Raw genomic sequence first — 23,320 nt, 5'->3', positions numbered from 1 at the left:
CCTTAACTTTATTTTTTAATCTTCCAGTGCCTGTAAGTCACCATCAGAAAGTTGAGCGAGCAACTGCGCAACTTCTTCGTCAGACATATCTTCAACTAACTGCTCAGCAGCAAGAATATCTTCGGCATCCGGCTGAATTAATTTATCAATGTATTGAGCCAATGTTTGCAAATTAGCTTGCTCAAAAACGGCTTTTACAGATATATCGATTTCAAAATAACTGTTTATTTTACCGGCTAACTGAATTCCCAAAATAGAATGTCCGCCCAGCTCAAAAAAGTTGGCCATAACACTTAAAGAATCGGGGTTTCTTTTTAATAAACTTGCCCAAATAGCCACTAATGCGTGTTCCGTGTCACTCTCCGGAGCAACGTATTCTGCCGATAAATCATCGTCGATTTCCGGTAACGCACGCTTATCTATTTTGCCATTGGGAGTTAACGGCATTGCGTCCAACACTTTGATAAATGTGGGCACCATATAATCTGGTAATTCGTTTTTGAGTGCATCGCTGAGAACATCAACCGTTAGCCCTTCATCCGACAACACCACATAACTTATCAGACGTTCTTCCTTGACCATCACCACGGCTTGTTCGACTCCCGCTTGCCGTCTTAATTGATGTTCGATTTCGCCTAACTCAATGCGAAACCCTCGCAACTTCACCTGTTCATCCGCTCGCCCTAAAAACGCCAGTTCTCCGTTCGGTAAATAACGGACTCGGTCTCCGGTTTTGTACAGTCGTTCGCCTGCTTTAAATGGGTGCGACACATAACGCTCTGCTGTCAGTTCATCCCGTTTCCAATATCCTCGTGTTAAACCGGCACCACCCAAATACAATTCACCCACCGCACCTAACGGCAATAACTCACGTTGCTCCGACAACACATAAGCTTCGCTGTTCGCTATCACTCGACCGATACTCGGTACGCCTTCAATGGCTTCATCAAACGATTGCCAGGTCGAGTACGTTGTGTCTTCCGATGGACCGTACAAATTACACACCCGCTCACACACACCGTCGTTTAATAGTTGATTCAACAAAGCTCCCGGCAACGGCTCTCCCGCCAAGTTAATCACTTTGACACCCTGAGGTATCGCATTCTGTTGAAGTAATGCAGAAATCGCCGAAGGAACTGTGTTGATAAGTGTGACATCAACCGGCTGCTCTATCAGCGACAAAGCGTCTTTCACCACCACGCATTCGCTACCTTGGGTGAGCGGTGCGAGCAATTCAAACACCGACAAGTCAAAGTTCAATGACGTACTCGCCAAGACACGTGAAAGCTCTTCTTTTGAAAAAGCGTGGTGACTCCAGTGCAGCAATGCCACCGTATTACGATGTTCAATCATCACGCCTTTCGGTTGGCCGGTGGAGCCCGAGGTGTAAATCACATACGCCAAGTTGCGCGCGTTTTGTTGAGGCAAACGTTCTGGGTTTTGTTCGGAGCCATGCGCAAACGTTTCATCGTCTAATACACAAAGGGTTAACGATAAATGTTCTGAAAATCGTGACTTCAAAGAAGATTGTGTTAACACCACCGTTAACTCGGTGTCGTCCAACAAGTACTGCAATCGTCCCGCAGGATAATTCGGATCCAGTGGCACGTAAGCGCCGCCCGCTTTTAATATCCCCAACAGCCCTACCACCATTTCCATGGAACGCTCAACGCACAATCCCACCAAACGGTCGGCAACAATCCCTTGCTCGCGCAGGTAATGCGCCACTCGATTCGCCGCAGCATTCAACTCCGCATAGCTGAGCGTTTGATTATCAAAACGAACCGCAATCGCATCGGGTGTTTTCTTCACTTGCTGTTCAAACAGTTCGTGGATCAATTGCTCCGATGGGTAATCGGCCGCTGTGTCGTTCAGCGTTTCCAATTGATAACGTTGCTCGTCTTCTGACAGCATCGAAATCTCATTTATCCACTTTATTGAAAGCATGGCCTCAAGAATGCGCTGTAGATGGGGCAAAAGACTGTCGATTAACTCTTTCGAATAAAGTCCGCCTTTAGCCGTTAAGTCAAAACGAATCAGTTCTTCAGCATGAATTTGAAGCGTTAACCCAAAGTTAGTTTCTTCAAAGTACTCCGCATGATTCACCGATAATTGTGAGTCATCCAATTGATGATTGATCGCTTTATCAACGGGATAATTTTCGAACACAACAAGCGAATCAAACATTTCACGAAATTGTCCACAACTTTGAATATCGTGAAACGGTAAATAGTTGTAACTGTCCGAAATAACGTGTCTTTTATGTATATCGGTTAACCAATCTGAAAGAGTGCATTGTTCGGAAACAGAAACGATGACAGGTAGTGTATTAATAAATAATCCGACCATCTCTTCGGATTGTGGCAAATCCGCAGGTCGCCCAGAAACTACCGTTCCAAATGTTACCGATTGTTGGCCAGTGTAACAAGACAGCAAAAAGCCCCATGCCGCTTGCATAATAGTATTTAATGTACATCGATGAGTTGTTGCTAAATCAGCGATCTGTTTCGATACACTTGCTTCTAATGTCAATGTTGTTTTATTTGTTTCAGGTAAGATATTCGACGACGCTCGTGGAAACTGGGTCGCGTTTTCAACGCTACTTAAATATTCAGCCCAATAGGATTCTGCCGCACTAATATCTTGCTTTTGTAACCACTCAATGTATTGTTTGAACTGAGGCGCCGGAGGTAAGGCCAATGCCTTATCCGATACAAATCCCTGGTAATGTTGAATCACTTCTTTAAATAAAAGGGCATTACACCAACCATCCCATAACGCATGATGATGGGACCAAAGCAATTGGTAGGACGCACTTCCTAGCTTAAATAACTGTAAACGCATCAAAGGCGCTCGTTGAATATCGAATCCACGCGCTTTATCTTCATTTTGAGCTTGTTGAATATACTCCAATTGAAGTTCTGCGCTCATTTCGCTCAAGTCGTATTCTGCCCAATCTAGGTGTGCTTCGGTAACAACTTGGTAATAACGAGACTCCATTAAAGTAAATGCGGTTTTTAATATGTCGTAACGCTCTATAACGGCTTGCCAAGCCTTTTTAAATGCCTCTGTATTTAAATTGCTTAATTGGATGAGCATTTGATTAACATAAGCGGAGGATGACAGTTCACTGTGATACAACAAACCTACTTGCATGCCAGTGGCTGGGTATACATCTTCGATGGTAAAGCGAAGCGCTAAAGCATCCAAAGAAGATTGTGAAATACCGGCCAACGGAACATCGCTTGGCGTTAAGCCACCTGCCTCTTCACTTAAGCAATGCTTGATAATGCTACTCAACGACGATTCAATGCATGAAGCTAAGTCTTTTGCCGACTCTTCTGATAACACACCCTGGTCATAATTTAATTCAAATTTTAAACAACCATTCACGATCATGCCGTTAAATAAAACGGCCTCATTAGGTTGATAACCTGCACCAATATCATATCCCGATGATTCTTTCGCAAATCCAAATTCTTGCTGCTCTTGAACAACCTGGTCAAATTGCCCTAAGTAATTAAACATGATTTCTGGGTGCGCTTGCATTAAAGACGCTTCCTGCGCGAACTCTTTCAAAAGCCCGAAGCTGATCCCACCTTTAGGAACACTTCGACATTGCTCTTTAACTGATTTAATGAGTGAGTTCAGTGAGCTTTCACTAGCTCTCAATGTTAATGGATACGTTGCGGTGAACCATCCCACCGTCTGACTTAAGTCAAAGTGTTCATTGAGAGCTTCTCGACCATGGCTCTCCATTAATAATGTGATTTGCTCTAACCCTCGCCATTGCTTAAACCCAAGTACGAGCATGGCTAACAATAGTTCATTCGTTTGTAGTCGATACGTTTTTCCAGCTTCCATCAAAAACTGTTGAGTCGTCGACTCAGACCACTCAATTAAATAATGCGCACGTTTACCTGACTTTTCTGAGTGACCATCATTTGAGAGTGGTTGAATACTTTCTATTTGCTGCTGCCAGAACGGTAACTCATTTCGTACATCTTTGCTTTTAGCGTACTCGTGTAAAAACCTACCCCAGGTTTGCAGTGACGTGGTTTTGGGGGGTAAAGAAAGATTAATTCCACTGTGCAACTGTTGCCATAACATCATAAAGTCTTCTAATAAGACTCGCCAAGAAACGCCATCAACCGCAAGATGATGAATCACCCATAGTACTCGCTTACCTTCTGGTGACTCAATCAAGGCCAATTTCATAATCAAGCCATTATCGATATTCAAACTTTTCTGAACGTCATTGGCAAATGAGGTTATTAAAGCTTCGTCTAACTGTTCAATGGTATGATGTACTAAATACTGCGCCATTCTTACTTCATCACAGGGCTCGAATACCGCTTTGTTGTCTTTGTTTACACTTAATCGCAATGCATCATGTCGCGTTACAATTTGCATTAACATTTGTTTTAGTTTTCCGAATGTCATCGAATTGGGCACATCGAGCATCACCGCTTGATTAAAATGATGCCGAGTTTGTCCCGAATCCAAAAATGCTTGTTGAATAGGTAAAAGCGGAAGCTCGCCTTCACTAGCGGATTGGTCAATTTCTATTGCTTTAGATTCGCTCACATGACGCGACAGTTCTGAAATACTTTGGTACTCAAACATTTGTCGAGTACTAAAGTGAAGCCCCGCTTTAGCCGCCCTCGATACCGCCTGTATGGATAGAATAGAATCTCCACCCAATGCAAAAAAGTTATCGTTTATCCCGATACGATTTATACCTAACAAATCTTGCCAAATTGAAACCAACGTTTTTTCAACATGAGTGACAGGCGCAATGTAACTCTCTTTAGCTTGATCATTAAAATCAACAGCAGGCAACGCACTTTTATTGAGTTTTCCATTCGCTGTTAGCGGAAAAGATTCTAAAAACTGAACGGCAGCGGGTACCATAAATTCGGGAAGTGTTTCTCTTAATTTTCCGAGAATATCGTTTTGTTGGCCACTTCCGCACACATAAGCAATGAGCTTCTTTTGGTTAGACTCACCGATGGCTAAAACAACAGCATCATCAATGCCTTCAATAGACCTTAAACTTTGCTCTATTTCACCAAGCTCTATACGAAACCCTCGAATTTTAACTTGATGATCGAGTCGCTCGAGATACTCCAACTCACCATCTGCTCGGTATCGAACTCGGTCACCCGTTTTGTATAATCGTTCTTCTGGTGAAGAACTGAATGGGTTTAAAATGAATTTTTCAGCGGTTAAATCATTCCGGTTTAGATAGCCACGCGCTAATCCGACGCCTCCTATATGCAATTCACCGGCAACACCTTGAGGACAAAGATTCAAGTTGCTGTCTAACACATACAACTGAATATTCTGAATAGGACGTCCAATTGGTACCGTTTTAGAGTCACCAAGCTTCGCACAATCGTAATAACTCACATCGATAGCCGCTTCCGTTGGCCCATATAAGTTTTGTAATGAAACATGGGGAGCCATTTGACTCAATCGTTGAACTTCTGAAACCCCTAGCGCTTCTCCACTGCACACAATTAATCTGACCGAGTCAGAAAAACCAATATTGGGGTGTGACAGGTAAGCAGCGAGCATTGAAGGTACAAAATGCATTACCGTAATTTTTTCTTGCTCAATCAAATGATAAAGATACTCAGGATCTTTATGTCCATTTGGTTTTGCCATCACTAACTGTGCACCGTAACTTAAGGTCCATAAAAACTCCCAAACAGATACATCGAAACTGTAAGGTGTTTTTTGTAAGACTTTATCGTTTGTACTTAATTGATAGCTTTTTTGCATCCAATCAATACGATTAACCAATGCTTGATGTTCAATCATTACGCCTTTAGGTTGTCCCGTAGAGCCGGATGTGTAAATAACATACGCCAAAGAGTTTGTACTTTGTTCTGTAAGTAAATCAGGATTCTCTTCGCTATACTGATTAAGCCAGTCGCTCGAAGCGTTAAGCTCAATAATATTCACAGAATTGTTGCTCGGTACTCGGTCTCGAAGATGCTTTTGTATCAGTAGTATTTCTAATTGAGTATCTTCGACAATGTAATCAAGTCGAGTTCGCGGGTAGTCAGGATCCATTGGTACATAAGCAGCACCTGCTTTCAATATTCCCAAAATGCCCACAACCATTTCCAATGAACGCTCTGTGCATAAACCAACCAAACTATTATTAACTGCGCCACATTCTCGAAGATAACCAGCTAATCGATTAGCCCGTGTATTTACCTCATCATAGGTATAGGAAGTACCTTCAATAGATACCGCGATAGCATTCGGATTGAGGTTTACCTGCTGCTCAAAAAATTGATGTATGAATTGGTCGGATGGAAAGCTCGCTTGAGTATGGTTTAAGTTGAACAAACTCTGCTCTTCTTCTTTCGAAAGCATTGACAATGAATTTAAAGAGGCACTTGGATCTTTTATGACTCCATCTAAGATCCTTTCAAAATGATCACTCATTTGACGAATGTGGGACTCAGTGAATAAACTCGTGTCAAAAATCCAGTCAACAGAAAGTGTTTCGTCCCCTTCCTTAACGACAACCTCTAAATCACATTTCGCTTTTCTCTCGAAATCATCCAAAGGAGTCAATGTCATATTAGGTAGCTTGAGCTCTCGAGTATCCGTTATATTCGATGTAAGCATTATTTGAAACAATGGCGAATACAAATTATCCCTAGGTATATTATTACGTACTACGAGCTGCTCAAAGGGAACGTCAGCGTTTGCTTGCGCATCAAGATTAACTGTTTTTATATGACTTAAATATTCTTTAAAAGTCGAATAAGATGTTTGCGTCCGTAGCACCAAGGTATTTACAAAGAACCCTATCAATGACTCCACTTCCGGCCGTATTCGATTTGCGATTGGTGTACCAAGAACGATATCTTGGCTGTTACTGTGGCGTGAAATAACCAGACCTAAAACGGCATGCAGTAACATAAAGACACTGACATCATTATTTTGAGCTACGGCTTTAATCGATTGACTTATCGCTGTAGAAAAGTTCTTTTCTACTCTAGCACTAATTTTATTTGCATTTTTATCACGTGGGAAATCAAGTGGAATACTGTGTAAAGTAGGTACATCCTCAAGTTGTTTATCCCAAAATTCAAACTGCTTTTCAACCAATGAACTTTCGACACGTTCGTTCTGCCATTGCGCGTAGTCAGAATATTGAATATTTAAAGCTTCGAGATTGTGCTCACTTTTTTCTAAAAGGGCTTGGTAGATTGTCACGAACTCTTTTATTAAAATATGCAGTGACCACCCGTCCGAAGCAATATGATGCATATTAAATAATAGAATACCTTGTTGCTTCGTTGATTGTTTAGAAATTTCTACATATACCGCCCGTATTAATAAATCAGTTGACAAACTAAAAGCATGATGTTGTTCTGCTTTAATTAACTGGCTTACTTTTCGTTGCTGCTCTTCTTTTGAGAAGTGTGAAAAGTCTCTTTCCTCCAAGGAAAAGTTAAAGTCCTCTAAAATCACTTGTCTAGGTTCACCACCCGACTCAATATAAACAGTCCTTAATACCTCATGACGATGAATAATTTCCGATATAGCTTTCTCCGCCAAAGCTGGAGCAAAGCTTCCTTCAATTTTAAGTACTGATGGCATGTTGTATTCGGAACTGCCTTCATGAATTTGATCAATAATCCACAGTCGTTTTTGAGAAAACGAAAGTGGCGCATTTTTCGCATTAAGACGAAGAATTGGCTTATTGCTTTCTAATTCAAGTTGTTGATTTTCTATAAATTGAATTAGTTCCTGCTTATATGCCTTTAGCAAACCAAGAAGTTCATCCCCAGGCATCGTATCAAATAACACTTCGAGTTGACCTTCCTGCGAATTTAACTCGACACCTTCTTCTACACATTTTCTAATTATTGTTTCAATATTCATGAATCTGTCTCAACTAAAGAGTAATTTTGTTTTTATGCTGTTGTTCTTCAAAGATGAAAAACTCGACCGCACCAGTCGCCGAGTTAATTACCGTAGACTTACTTTCTGCACACACACCGCGCAAAAAACCACCTCCGTATATCCCAGCTAGAGAAAAAATCCCCCATACCATCCGGTAACTGGAGAAGCCATTGATGGGGTCGGCTCCTAATACCAAGTCAGGTGTGCAGTATTGTTGAATCATCCAATCATTATCGTTTTGGTAGTTCTCTATTTCTTCCATCCATTCTTCGCTAGTACATGAACGACCTACAACAACATCTTTCCCTTGCATCGAGTGCGATTTTTTAAGTACCAATTGATTTTGAAACTCTCTTAATAATGTAAGTACATCATATTCAGAGCCATTCCAATTCAATGTTTCTTTCGTGTTAAGTTTTGCAGTCCAAGGTATGTACCTATTAACGTTTTCTCTCTCGTCATCCGTAAGCATCTTTTGTACTTCTGTTTTATGCAATAAAGCAAAATTCAGCTTATTCCCCATTAGTCCAAAATTAAGATCATCCCCATAATAAAATTGTTTTTTTAGAGATGCAGACTGAACACGACAATAGACATTTTCAGGAATCTCACCGCCCTCTTCGACTAAGAGCAATACTGCATCTTGCACGGCTCCATTACATAAAACCAAACCGTCATTTGAAATTTCAAATTTGTTGTAGTCTGATATAAACGTTACCTTGCCTTGTGAAAAATAATGCGGTCGGACTTTGTCATATACTTTTTGAAACTCTTCTTCCATATTCCTAAGAAGTGGTTCTGGACTGCCCGTTAAAACAAATAAAACATTTCCTCTCACGTTATCCGATTTAAGACAAGAAATAGCGCGACTTATGGACTTAAATGTATAGGTGAGTACATCACGATGCTTTAGGTTCCAATTAGCATTACCATTTAACTGGTTAACCGCTTCTAGCGATTCTTTATAAAGCCAATCGAACTGCCAACCACCTAAAGATGCACCACAGTTAACTTCCAGCATTTTAAAACAGTCATTTTCGACAATGGCATCATATCGAATAGGTAATGCTTCTCTGTCGTAATGATATTGAGCAAACATTTCATATACGAGTGGAGAGACGTTTAAATAGTTACAAAATGGTTCTTCGCCTTGATCATGTAAAAACCTTAATGCTTTGTACATCACATCTGGAACGAACTGAATAAAGGCTTCTATTTGTGCTAAGCACTTCTTATCAATAATACAGGGCCATGGACTCGTAAGGTGTTCTTCGTCATGGTTATGCATAAAAGGAACAACATTATCTGTACGGCAATTAAGAGACTGTTGACGGTAATCTTTATGCAACTCCAATAGCTTAGCGAGCTCGGCATAAGTCGATGAATAGTATTGATTATTCTTAAGTAAATCGTCAAACCCCATAATAATCTCCATTTAAATAACAATTTGTTTTTTTGCTTTCTTCTTTGATACGACTACTTTCTTTACTAACATAGAACTTTCAATAATCTCTGATATTTTACGAATACTACTGTCAGTAAAAAATGTTTTGTAATCAATAGATACGTCGTATCGCTCTCTAATTTTTTGAAGTAATGGTGTTGTAAGTAGTGAATGACCGCCTAACTCGAAAAAGTCCGCTTCAACGCTAATAGACTCTGGATTCAGATTTAAAAAGGTAGCCCAAATCTGGGTCAACTGATGCTCAATTTCGAATTCAGCGGAAACGAATTCAATAAGCCGATGTTCGTTATTGGGTGTCAATAACGCTTTAACATTTACTTTTCCATTTTCGGTAAGAGGAATACTATCTAATGTAACGAAATAGGTAGGAACCATATAGTCAGGCAAAATCTGCTTTAGATGTTTTTTAACTAATTTTTTGTCCAACGTCGAGTTGATAACGTCACTCAATACAAGATACGCAACAACTTGTGGATGCCCATCGATAACTTGCAGTTGAACAAGGGCTTTCGATATATCTTCAATAGACTCCAGAGCAAGCTCAATTTCAGATAACTCTACTCGAAAACCTCGAATTTTAACTTGGTTATCAAGTCGCCCTAAACATTCCACATTTCCATCTAAACGATAACGACCACGGTCGCCTGTTAAATAAATAATGTCGTCATCGCTTTTAGCCAACTGATTACGAACAAAACTCTTTTTATTTGAAGTTTGGCAGTTTTTATACCCTAACGATAAGTATGGACTTCTTATACCTATTTGACCTATTTCACCAATACCACACTCCAGTCCATAATCATTTAAAATGATTAATTGAACGCCGTCGATACCTTGACCAACAGGTACAATGCGGTGCTCAAATATGTTGTACTCTGAACTGACAGGATAATAACTAACTGCTCGACTTGTTTCGGTTGAGCCATATAAATTAATTATGCTCATATTTGGAGCAAACAACTTAAAAGATTGAATATGCGTAGTTGTGAGTGCTTCACCAACGAAAAAACCAATCTTCAATGAAGATAGAGCATCACTTTCAATATTGGACAACATCGACCCTAAACTGGGAGTTAAATGCAATATCGACACTTTATGTTCCTGAAGCCAGGGTCTAATTTGTTCAGAGTGCAAGACATCTTCTTCCGGAATACACAAGCAAGCGCCTAAACAAAGCGGCGTGAACATGTCACGCTGCAAAGGATCATGAACTAATCCCGACAACATTCCAAATCGATCGCAGTCAGATAAACCAAACCTTTCAGCCATCCAATCGTGGAAAATAGTTAATGAGCTATGACGTCCCATAACCGCTTTAGGCACACCAGAAGTGCCGGAAGTAAAGGTGATACAAGCGACATCATCTGGCCCTACAAGACAGGGTTCTAATACTAGGTTTGACTCGGCGTTAATACTAAAGCAATGAGAGTCAACGTTTAAAATTGAAACATTTGACAGTCCTAGAAAGGAACTTATGTCCGACTCAAGAGATGAGTTATTATCTAATTCGATGACGCACGCTGGTGTTACTTCTTTTAGCTGCATTAATGTTCGTTCAGTGGGCACTTTACTCGATAACATCATAAAAGCGGCACCCACTTTTAACACCGCAAGCGTTGCAGCAACCAATGTATCTGACCGTTGAGCAACAATCGCAACAACATCGCCTTTACCAACATTGAGCTCCTTTAGCTGATAAGCGATTTTATTCGCTGCAAAATTTAATTCATAGTAGGTTCGATGGCATCCCTTATATACTAACGCTATACTCTCCGGATTATTGACTAATTTATTTTCAACAAATTGATGGACCGGTCCTTGCCAGTACCTTTGTAATGGTTTTGTTAAATCAGGTAAAACTGCTTTTGGAGTTTTTAACGAGTAAGATAACCCTGGTTTATCACCTTTTGAAATTTGACTTAGCAATTGAATAAATTGCTCTAGCATTAATTCAACGGCCCTTTGAGTCAATACCGTATTATTATAGGTACAGGATATGCTAATCCTCTCTACTTGATCGGTGACGTAAAACGATAGATTAAAATGATGTCCAGTTTCTACGATATCATCCATTGCCAGTTTCAACGATCCTTGAACGTTGTCAACCGAAGGCAGGTTCAGCATATTTAAAAATACTTGGAATAAAGGTGTTGTACCAGGCCTGCGAGACGCACCTGATACTTCTAAAATTCGTTCGAATGGCAATTCCTGATGTGATAAAACTGAACTAATATTCTTTATTTGATTTTCTAGTAAAGTAGAAAAGTTAACGGAAGAATCGACTACCGAACGAACGGGCAAATTGTTCAGGAAAGGTCCCAAAACATTTTTCATTTCAGCAAATATTCTACCCGCTACTGGAATACCAATATTAAAGTCTTCTTCACCAGTTAATCGGCTAAGTAATAAAACTAACGCACTGTGAATAACATTAAACAAACTGCCTTTTGACTGTTGCGCAAGTTCTACCAGTGCATCTCTTGTCGGTTTATCAATTTGCGCTTGAACACTTGTCGCTTTTTCTGAGGGCCTGGAATCGTGAGCTTTTTGGAATGGCAATAAAAGCGATTCGGAACAACCCTGTAAATATTCTCTCCAAAATGACTCATGAGATCTCGCTTTAGCGGAACCGACAAATTGCCTTTGCCAATGTGAAAAATCGCTAAACGTTAAGGACAATTCATCTGGTTTAAACACTCTTTGATTCAATAGGCCTTCGTAGGTACGGAATAACTCATCAACAAAAAGTGCAATCGACCACCCATCAATAATAATGTGATGAAAGTTCAAGTGAAGTGTGAACGCATTATCATCATGACGCACAAGCATGGCAGCCAGCAAAGGCAGTCGCGTAATATCAAACAGCATCTTTCCATGATTATCCGCTAACAGTTTTGCTTCATTATTTTTCTTTTCTTCTCCTAAATGAATCAAGTCAACGTAGCTTAACTTCAATTTAAATGACGCCGAGACCTGCTGAATTGGAATGTCTTGCTCAATATGAAAACGAGTGCGCAAGATTGCATGACGCTCAATTAATAGATTAATAGCTCGCTCTAATACATTTTCATCAACTTTTCCAAATAGCTTAATTCCAATTGGAATATTATTTTCGTATGACTGTTGCTCTAAATTTTCTGTAAACCAAAAGCGATACTGACTGTACGATAGTTCAGCTTTCACTCCTTCCGGCATCGCTGTAATCTCTATGTACTCATCCAACGACTTCTGGGAAATCAGTTTAGCAAGCTCACTTACACTCGGAGCATTAAAAACATCGGCAAAAGTTACCGATATACGGTGCAATTCTTTAAGTTTAAATATCATTTTAGCCATTGATAAAGAGTGCCCACCGAGTTCAAAAAAATTCGCATTGACACACAATGTTTCAAGGCTTAGGACGTCTTTCCATATGGTCCATAATTTGTTTTCAAGTTCCGTTTTAGGTAATAATACTTGTTCAGGTTTAATTTGAGTAAGGGCTGGTAACGCCGCTTTATCAATTTTCCCATTTGGTGTTAACGGCCATTCGTCTAGACAAACAAGAGATTGCAACTGCATATAATCAGGAAATTGGTTTCTTAATGCTGTATGGAGCTCGTCAATCAAAGTGTTTGAGGCGTGTTGAGCTCGAACATAACCCAATAGCCGCTCTTGATGAACCAATACTTTACTTTCTAAAACGCCCTTTTGCTGATTCAAAAACTGCTCTATTTCACCAGGCTCTATACGAAAACCGCGAATTTTTACCTGATCATCTATTCTTCCATGAAACTCAAGCTCACCTGACTCAGTGTACCGAACCAAGTCTCCTGTTTTATAAAGAGTTCCCGAACCAAAAGGGTTACTTATAAACCGATCATTTGTAAGACTCGGTTGGTTAATATAACCTGCTGAAACGCCTTCACCGCCTAAATAAAGCTCACCAATACAACCAAATGGCACCAACGCACGATCAGCCGTAAGTAAATAAGCTTTTGTATTACTAATCACTTTTCCAATAGTAGGAGCTTGTTCTATGACTTTTTCGAAGCAAGCAAAAGTTGAATACGTCGTGTCTTCTGATGGTCCATAAAGATTAAACACTTTTTGGCAAAGTTTATTTTCCAACAGGTTGTTAACAATATTTTGTGCCAGCGGTTCTCCTGCTAAATTGACGACCTGTACCGTATCTGGTATGCCGCATTGATCAATTAGCACCCGAATTGCAGACGGGACCGTATTAATTAAACTGACATTAAAGGATTTCTCCAACAGTGCCAACGCATTACTTACCAGAACACAGCGAAATCCAAAACACAGTGGTACAAATAATTCGAATATTGATAAATCAAAGTTAAATGATGTAGAAGCTAAAACTCGATCAAGCTCCTGATCCGAGTAAGTTGCTCGTGCCCAGTGAAGCATTGCCGTAGTATTTCTATGTCGAATTGCAACGCCTTTCGGTTTTCCGGTTGAGCCAGAGGTGTAAATTACATATGCCAAATCATCTGCTGAGCCACGGATTGGTACGTTACCAATATCCATTTTCTTCACGTATTCAATCGTATTAGAATCATCCAATATTAATTGTTCACAGCAATTCAACTTCAAAGGTTCCATCACATCGTTACTTGTGATGAGCAAATTTAAATCAGCATTTTTAACAATAAATTCTAATCGAGATTTTGGATATCCAGGATCGAGTGGCACATAAGCACAACCGGCTTTCAAAACAGCTAATATACTCACTACGGAATCAATTGAACGCTCCAAACAAATCCCTACAAGCTCTCCCGAAACAACCTTATATTTGTGAATTAAATAATGCGCCAATCGATTTGCTTGTGTGTTCAGATCTCTATAAGTCACTGATTTGTTTTGCCACTCTAACGCAATACAATCAGAATGTTTTTCAGCTTGAGCTTCAAACAGTTGATGTATTAAAACGTTTGAAGGAAACTCCTGATAGGTATCATTCAATGAGTGTGATAAATAGTGAAACTCACTTTCTGATAATATATTGATTTCAGAAACTGGCTTTTCAGACGACTCACAAACAGCCTCTAACCCATTGATCATGTGCTGAGCAAGCCTACTGATTGTCTTTTTATTAAACAGTGAAGGATTATAAGTCCAGACCAAGCTGATTTCTTCATCACCCGCTTTAGTAGCACCCGGTTCGGCAGTAATCTCTAAGTCAAACTTTAAACCACTAGGAAGGCCATTCATGAGCGTTAAAGAGGCTTCGGGCAAACTTAATTTACTTAACGCTTTATCATTCATCGTAAATAATATTTGAACCAAAGGCGTTACAGTTTGCGAAGGCTGGATACCTAATCGCTCAATTAATTGCTCAAATGGAACATTTTGATGCGCTAATGCATCACGAACATCCTTCTGAACATCAAGTAAATATTCGAAGAACTTTTGATTTTGTACATGGGTTCTTAACGCCAACGTATTCACAAAAAAGCCGATCATCGAACTCAACTCGGCTTTTGACCGATTCGCAACAGGCGTTCCTATAACAACATCGTTTGCATTAGAATGCCGAGAGACTACCAATGCAAGAACGGCGTGCAATAGAGAAAACATTGTCACCGTTGTATTGTGAACATTTCCTATCTCTGATAGGAGTGATTTAAGCTTGTTGGACAAAGTCGAGGAAATCGTAACGACGTGTGACTCAGCCCATTTAACTTCGTTATTATGTCGCGGATAATCGAGTGGTAAACGATGAACTTTGGGTGAACCCTCAAGCTTTTTTTCCCAATATTGAAACGATTTTTCAATCGATTTATTTACGGATAGCTCTCTCTCCCAAATCGCATAGTCAGAATATCGAATGGGTAAATCGGGTAGCTTATAAGTGCTACGAGTTGCAATGGCTTGGTAAAGTGTAACAAACTCTTGAATAAAACAGTTTACCGACCACCCATCAGCGGCAATATGATGCAAACAAATTAAGAAGACATCTCGAGCTGTTTCCTTATTACCATTATTGTCTGCTTGAAACAGCGTTGCGCGAACCATTAAATCTTTTGATAAATTAAACGGTTTTTTACTTTCTTCAGCTACAATTGTTCGAAATTCTTTTTGAATATCAGCATTAGCACCTAATGTTACCGTTTGAAGGTCAATTGAAAAATCATATGAATCCCGAATAACTTGCACTGGGCCTGAAGTTTGAGCAACGTAATAAGTTCGTAATACATCATGCCGCTCTATGATTATCCGAATTGCACTTTCTGCGATCTCTACATTAAAGTTGCCATCAACGTAAAATGCGCCCGGCATATTATATGATTGACTCCCATTAAACTGGTCAATCAGCCAAAGTCTCATCTGAGAGAAAGAAAGTGGTAAATGTTCTCTTTCTAAGTTTCTGGGAATCTGCGGAGAAACAGCATTTGTTTGATGTTTTTGAATTTCATCAATTAAATGCAACAAACTCTTTGATTCAAAAACATGTCTTAGAGTGATGCTCGAAAAAAGTCGCTCATTAATTATTGCGACCAGTTGCATTGCCAATATAGAGTGTCCACCTAGATTAAAAAAGGTATCGTTTAAATCGATTGCTGTTGATTCGCAACCTAATAGCTCCGCACATATTTCAACAACATTTCTTTCCAATTCATTAGAAGGCGTGCGAACATTTACAGTCGACTGAGTTTTTGTCAGTTTTGGCAATCGTTGTTTGTCGATTTTTCCATTAGAAGTTAAGGGAAACTGCTCTAGGTAAATAAAGCCACTCGGCATCATGTAAGTGGGCAATAGCGCTTTTAACGATTCTCGTATGGACAAAGTGCGAGATTCATCGCTTAAAGGCTTTTCATTCGATTTAATGATATAAGCAACCAAATACGTATTCGGTGACTCTATATCATATGCCACTACTTCACATTGAGTTACTTCAGGAAGCGATGAAATATGAAAAGCAATTGCTTCCGGTTCAACTCGAAACCCCCTTACTTTCACTTGATTATCTTTTCGATCGGAAAAGTAAAGTTCTCCATCCGCTGACCAATACGCTAAATCACCTGAACAATACATTCGTTCATTATTAAATGGACTCTCAATGAATTTAGCTCGGGTTAATTGCTCATCATGGAGGTAGCCTTTAGCTAAACAAGGACCTGTTATGTACAGCTCTCCTTTTATACCTAAGGGACAAATTCTTTTTTTACGATCCAAAATATAAACATTTCGATGCCCAACAACCTTCCCGATACTTACCTTGGAAAGATCTGAATTCGAAATTGGATGGTAGCTAGTAGAAATAACTGCTTCAGTCGGTCCGTACGCATTGTAAAGTTGGCAACCGTCAGGTTTGTAACTAAACCAACGCTCAACAATTTGTTCATTCAGTACATCACCACCAACAACCAACTTTCTCAAGCAGCTTTTTTGCCAGTTTTGTTTCCATTTTGACATGAGCAGTTGAGACAAGTAGGCGGGCGTTACATCCGTTATTGTTACTGCATGACGATTCAATACATCAAAAAAGCTTGCTTCGTCCAAAAGCTTATCGTTAGAGATAATCAGCTTCGCACCAGATGCCAGAGCAGCGAATGTTTGTTCGATAAAAGTATCAAAACTGAAACTATTCAGCTGAAAAACTATATCCTTTGATTGAATATCGAAGTAATCAATAACGCTTAGGATATGGTTTCTTATCGCCTGGTGCTCAACCATTACGCCTTTCGGTTTACCCGTAGTTCCTGAGGTATAAATAACATAAGCCAGCGCATTACTTTCATATTGCCATTTTAAATCACTCTTGAATTCCTTAGGCTTCGAAGTGCTAGAACTCAAATTACCATTATCTACCAATAACACATTAAGATCATGGATTGAAAACTTGCTTTCAAACTGCGGCGATGTTACTAAAAAGCGAACTTTCGAGTCGCTAATCAGCTGACTTATATAGTGATCTGGAAGCTCAGGATCAATCGGCACGTAGGCGCATCCTGATTTCAAAACAGCAAGAAGACTTGTCATCAAATCGACCGAGCGATCCAAGCAAATACCGACTAACTGACCAGGCTGGTAATTTACTTGTCTGGAGAAATAATGTACTAGATCTTCTGAACGATCATTTAACTGCTTATAAGTTAATGATTGATCTTTAAACGTTAAAGCTACCGCATCAGGAGTTGCCTCTACCTGTTCTTCAAATAGCTGATGCAATGAACCATCTGAAAACTCTTTATTACCTAACGGTAATGAAAACTCAAGTAATCGATTTTTCTCATAATTACTAAGAATTTCTAGTTTTTCTAAAGAAACATCTAAACTATCGACCACCTGATTGATAACGCCCATCAAACGTTCAACAATTTGTTCAATCTCGCTTTTATTAAAATATGAGAAGTTATAGTCGATCAATAATTCAATTGGCTTATTTTTGTGAGTTTCCCAAAAAGTAAAGGTAATAGGTGTTTGATCATGATTGTGACTCAGATAGACCAAATTAGCATCTAACGAACCGGTATTAATTAGCGCATCCAAACTCAGATAATTAAAATCGATATCGTACAACGCACGGTGATCTCCAACCGTTTTGGCATTTTTTATGACTTGCCCAAGAGGATATCTTTGGTGACGATAGGTTCTTTTTTGTTGCTTAACGATATTTTGACATAAATCAAAAAGGCTTTTTTCCCATTCAACTGGAATTGAAAGTAAACTTACACTTGTAAAAACACCAATGACTTCTTTTTCAAAAGCTCCTCGTCGATTATGTACGGGAAGACCAATGGTGATCTTATTCTGATCATAAGCACGTGCAAAATAATACGTAATAATCGACAAGTAAATTTGAGCTGCAGTTAACTTATTTCTATTTGCTAAGCCGGAAAGCCTTTTATGTAACTCGTTCGAAATGGATACTGTATGTCGCCCACTTTTACGCTGCTCAAAATATTGAGTTTGAGATTTCCATTTTGGAGTCAGTGGTTTTTCAGGTAACTCATCAATATAACTCTCCCAAAACGCTTGATCCTTCAAGTATCTTTTACCAATTTGATAATCTCTATCACGCTCTACTATTTTATGCCAAGAGCCTGATATCTTTGATGAATCATTCGAATTACCTTTCCCATCACCTTTAGAATAATTGGAGCAAAGCAGACTCGCCCAATTTGCAAACCCCCATCCATCCATCATTAGGTGATGCGCCATTCCTACGTATCGTATGTCTTTACTAGAAACTTTTAGAATATAAGCACGATACAAAGCGGTATTATCTTGATAAATAGGCGTTTCGAAGAGATCTCTTAACCAGTTCTCTGCTAATTTTTGAGCATTCTCTTCATTCTCAAAATCCACCACTTCAAGATTAAAATCTCTATCATTTGATAGTTTTTGTAGAACTCTATCTTGATGAGTAACAATTCGAATACCAAACGCATCTTCAAACATGACAACATCGCGGTGTGCCTGTTTCATCCGCTCAATATCTAAGTCGTCAAATTGAATATATCCTCCTATGTTATATAGAGGGCTATCTCCATTTCGAAGTTGGTCAAAGTAGATATCTTGTTGCGACAAAGTCAACGACATCATATTGCTATTAATATCCCTAGTCATAACAGATACTCTTCAATTTCAATCTAACTAAGATCGGCTACGTTTGAGCCTTCTGATCGATGATTATGAGTGTTGCGCTTGTTAGTGATGAGCTTTCCTTGCTCCATGATTAGAACTTTGTCCGCTACATTAAAATAGCGATCATCATGACTGATGACGATAACCGCTTTATCTCTAGCTTTTAGCTCAGGAAGTATTTCTGTGTAAAAAATATTTTTAAACTCTGGATCTTGATCTGCCGCCCACTCATCGAATAAGTAAAGCTCTTTATCTTCTAAAAATGACACTAAGAGTGCTAAACGTTTACGTTGTCCATCCGATAAGGACGTTGTTGAAAACTTTCCATTTTCAATGGTTACCTTTTCAGACAAATGAAACTTTTCTAGATATTGCTGAGCGATTGATGCGATACCTTCATCCACATCGATTAGTATTCTATCGAACAAATGGTAGTCTGAATAAATAGCACTGATAGATTGCCTATAACTATTAAGATTCTCGCTATTTACGTTGTGCTCCCCAAATACAATAGAGCCAGCCATTGGAGAGTAATGTAAAGTTAATAACTTACTTAAAGTTGACTTACCGGAACCATTCGCTCCAACAATAAAGGTCACTTCACCTTTTGAAATTGTAAGATCCAAGGGTCCTACATGAAATCCTTTTTCATTGTCTACGCTTGGGTACTCGTATTCTACAGCTTTAAACGACAACTTATCCCACTCTGGAACCGCTACTAATTGCTTTGAGTACTCTTCTTTTGGAATCTCTGCAAGTAATCGATTGAGCTTCTTAAAAGACACTGTAGCAATTGTGAGCATAGGAATTGCATTAAGAAGCACAGCAATAGGACCAGTGACGTACAACAACGCCATGACAACACCCAACAGTTCCTCAGAACTTATTGAGTAATAGTTAATAAAGACAAAGCTAATTACACCAATTACAAAAAAGCTGATTAGATCACCAAAGCTCATTGTGGTTCTCACAATGGTTTGTGCAGACTTTTCCTTACCTAAGATTGCTTCTTCACGAGGTAATAGAATCTTCTCGAAGTAGGATTTTCGCTTAATACTATCTAATTTAAGCTCTTTTGCGCCGTAGATTAATCCACGAATTGACTCTTGTAGTTGGTCTTGTATTTCTCTTGACTGTAGAAATATTCTTCGACCAATAATCATAGGAATTTGATAGCAAACAATTCCAATAAAAATAGCAATCATGACTAAATTAAAGACACTTGTATTCAGATACATCAAAAATGCAAGCATGCCGACAAGAGTGATACAGTTAATGATTAACGCTGGTAGTGCACGAGCACCCGCTATAACACGGGGCACATCAATATTAATCGATGCAATTAATTTTGCGGACCCTATTTTTTCGATTGCTGCTAAAGGAGCTTCCGATATTTGATTATAAAAACGAGTTCTTAAATCTTTGGTCACTTCAATGGCCACTCTCACCAAAGCGATTTCGGACAAACTCCTCATAAAAAATATTAATAAGCACGTTATAAAATAAAGCAGAGCAATTTTGTAATCAATCACATCGAACGAAAGTACGCTTTCGATATTATTTCCAGTTGATGACAGATTATCTTCTTTTGGACTTATGCTTGATAATACCAAAGGAATTAATGCGGAATAACACACGCCTGCGAATGCACCAACAACAATTGATAAAAAAACTCGATTGGGGGCTTTCTGGGCAAAGGTATTAAATAGCTTCATAGCGCTTCACCTTTTGGTTGCTTTACATCAATTGTTGTTGTTTTTATTTCCGACTGTTCATTAAAAAATTCTGTAAACTTAATATCTCTAAAAGACTTAATCATATTGTCATAATAAGGACTCGCGACTTGGCCAGACTGACCGGTTGAGTTCATAAATATATGTTTGGGCTCATCTCGACTCATTTCAATTAATTGTCGAAAACCAGCACCAAATACCTGAACATAACCTTCGTTTTCATCAAAGTAACTTGTTGCTACATTTATTGAGTTAACCGAGCCACCGTTACCTACTCTTCGTTCAAACAATTGATCAACGACCTTCATTTGACTAAATGGAATATGAACATAAAATGTTTTTTGGATATCTCCCCATCGCCAATCATCTAAGTCCTCTCCTGCAAATTTCGAAAGCTCTTGAACCGCACTAGTCAAAGAAGCTTCAAGCACGTATGAGCAGTTTTCAATGGCATCACTCGAAATAAGATCACACCAATAACTGTTCGTCTGCAATAAACTGGCAATTTTGTCCGAAGAAATATTGGCTCGGATGGACTGTAAATATCGAGCGTGATTTTCTTTATTCCAAAATGAGCTCAATTCGTCTGAAAACATAAGGTTTTTGATATGTCTTAACCATGTAAAATAAACAGACGCTCCAACACTATTTTGAGATGCATGACCCTCCCATTTATTTAAGAACGACAATGCTTTTTGCTCGAGTTTGGTTTTTCCCTTGATTCCCTTCATTTCTTCCAATAGACGTTTTACAGATAAATCAAGCGAATCACCTTGCATCTCACCCATTTCTTCAATCGTAATTTTTTCCGCTCGCTCAACCTTTTGAGTCAATAACTCGTGAATTCGTTGCGCCCTAAATGGAGGTGCAAAATCATAGGAGATAAAGTGGTCATAATTTTCACCTAGATTATTATCATTAGCGCTAACAATTATTCCTGACTCGGGATTGAAACTTTGTGGCATCTCATCGAACTTAATAAAACCAGCCCACCCAAACTGATCGTCAGAGCCGGACACAGGGAAAGATCCACTTCCCAATTTTCTTACCGGTATCTTTCCAATACCGTGAAAGCCAATATTGTTATTGATATCTGCATAAAGTAAGTTGAGTGTAGGCGCAACATAATCTTTGAGTGCGTCTTTGAAGCTAGGCCAGTCCTGTGCGTAACTTAATTTAAAAAAAGACTCATATGTTTTATCAACCATACTTAGTGCAGTCCAACGAAGTGCAACAGGCTGCTCGAAACCGTCTATAACATCACTAATGATTGGTCCATGAATGGAGTTTCTAACTTTGATTTTCACCGGTTCTAGAGGAGCTCTTAAAGAGGATGGAAAGTCAGCTTTAACTTGAATAACCTCTGTTCGACTGTCAAACGTATGCCAAACTCCAGCGACTTGGTATTTATTAGGTTCAGAGGGATTGACTTGTTCAAAAACAAGATCTTGAACGTCTGCAGGCATACTGGTTCCAGCCCAGGCAATCGATTCATTCTTTCCAAAAACAATAACGGGTGCCCCTACAATACTCATTCCTGATGCATTTAATTTTTCTCCCTCTTGAATAACGGCGTACCAGAGTGAAGGAATTTGCAGTCCCAAATGTGGATCGTTGGCAATTATCGCGTTGCCCGATTTCGTGTGACGACCAGAAACGACCCAAGCGTTACTACCTACATAACGCCCTCCTATTTTTAACTGATCCTCAAAATCTGTTTGAATATTATGCAATTTAAGCAGAGCATTCGAAGTGTAAGAATCACTTGCGCTCAGAATCGTCTTTGGTTCATTAACTTCACTTTTAAGATAGGGATAAAAGGTTAAAAATTGATCACTTGTTAAGTAATTTACACCAATAAAGCGCTGCATCTCAATTTGATAACTGGACGATAAGTTTAAAGCAAACATTTTCATCCAAGCCAAGGAATCTTCAATTGTCCAAGGTTCAGGCTCGATACCTAATAAGGTAAATTCTAAAGGAAGCGTTTTATTGCTGGAAATCCATGCATTGATTCCGTTTGCATAAGCTTCCAAAGATTGTCTTGCATCTTCACTTAAGTACTGTTCAGCTTCCTTAGCTGACTCTCTTATGCCTAATGTTCTCATCCAGACATCACGCTCGATCGATTGACGCCCAAATACCTCACTCATTGTCCCCTTACTTAAACGCCGTTGGAGTTCAAGTTGCCATAAACGGTCTTGTGCGTGTACCCACCCCATAGCAAAGTAAACATCAACATCCTGTTTTGCTTTTATTTTAACAACGCCATTAATATCTCGACTGATGTTAACCTGTTCAGATACACCATCAATAAATACTTCATCTTCTAATTTCGGCAGTGCACCATCGACTAAACTTCGATAAAAAAAAGTTAAAGCAATCACGAGTGGGACGACGAAGAATATTATTGTTCGTGTGAGTAATGGATAGGCTTTGAACACAATTGCTCCCTAACAAAAATCATATTATGAGATTATTTTTTGAATGTGCGGTAATACTAAACGTATTTTGGAGTTATTTTTTGACCAACTAAACCGTTCCTTAATGCTTTTAAAATTATTAGATTCATCATGTAGGTTTTAATTTCGAGATA

Annotated in this window: 5 protein-coding genes; all 5 read right to left on the bottom strand. The window is 39.1% G+C overall.

Annotation, left to right across the window (positions count from 1 at the left end):
• Positions 1–15: 15 nt before the first annotated feature.
• The 5 genes from ACTUJY_RS09985 to ACTUJY_RS09965 are packed head-to-tail and all read right to left on the bottom strand — an operon-like array spanning position 16 to position 23,168.
• Entirely contained in the window at positions 16–7,914 is a 7,899-nt protein-coding gene (locus ACTUJY_RS09985) for an amino acid adenylation domain-containing protein (protein WP_463615940.1), read from the bottom strand.
• Between the two features lie 13 nt (positions 7,915–7,927).
• Positions 7,928–9,358, bottom strand: a complete 1,431-nt coding sequence (locus tag ACTUJY_RS09980) for a hypothetical protein (protein ID WP_463615939.1) — start codon at positions 9,356–9,358, stop codon at positions 7,928–7,930.
• Between the two features lie 12 nt (positions 9,359–9,370).
• Complete coding sequence (locus ACTUJY_RS09975) at positions 9,371–18,973, bottom strand: non-ribosomal peptide synthetase (protein ID WP_463615938.1); 9,603 nt, start codon at positions 18,971–18,973, stop codon at positions 9,371–9,373.
• 23 nt (positions 18,974–18,996) lie between these two features.
• Positions 18,997–20,706, bottom strand: coding sequence for a cyclic peptide export ABC transporter (locus tag ACTUJY_RS09970; protein ID WP_463615937.1), 1,710 nt, complete (start codon positions 20,704–20,706; stop codon positions 18,997–18,999).
• Positions 20,703–23,168, bottom strand: coding sequence for a penicillin acylase family protein (locus ACTUJY_RS09965; RefSeq protein ID WP_463615936.1), 2,466 nt, complete (start codon positions 23,166–23,168; stop codon positions 20,703–20,705). The genes ACTUJY_RS09970 and ACTUJY_RS09965 overlap by 4 nt, the downstream gene beginning before the upstream one ends.
• Positions 23,169–23,320: the final 152 nt, after the last annotated feature.

Source organism: Pleionea sp. WD8-19 (assembly GCF_055326765.1).
The sequence above is the reverse complement of the archived record's forward strand: the minus strand, read 5'-3'. Positions and strand labels throughout refer to the sequence as shown.

Bases quoted from the DNA above. Each gene is read 5' to 3' on its own strand.
- ACTUJY_RS09970 (WP_463615937.1), bottom strand. From the start codon at position 20,706: ATGAAGCTATTTAATACCTTTGCCCAGAAAGCCCCCAATCGAGTTTTT.
- ACTUJY_RS09985 (WP_463615940.1), bottom strand. From the start codon at position 7,914: ATGAATATTGAAACAATAATTAGAAAATGTGTAGAAGAAGGTGTCGAG.
- ACTUJY_RS09980 (WP_463615939.1), bottom strand. From the start codon at position 9,358: ATGGGGTTTGACGATTTACTTAAGAATAATCAATACTATTCATCGACT.
- ACTUJY_RS09975 (WP_463615938.1), bottom strand. From the start codon at position 18,973: ATGACTAGGGATATTAATAGCAATATGATGTCGTTGACTTTGTCGCAA.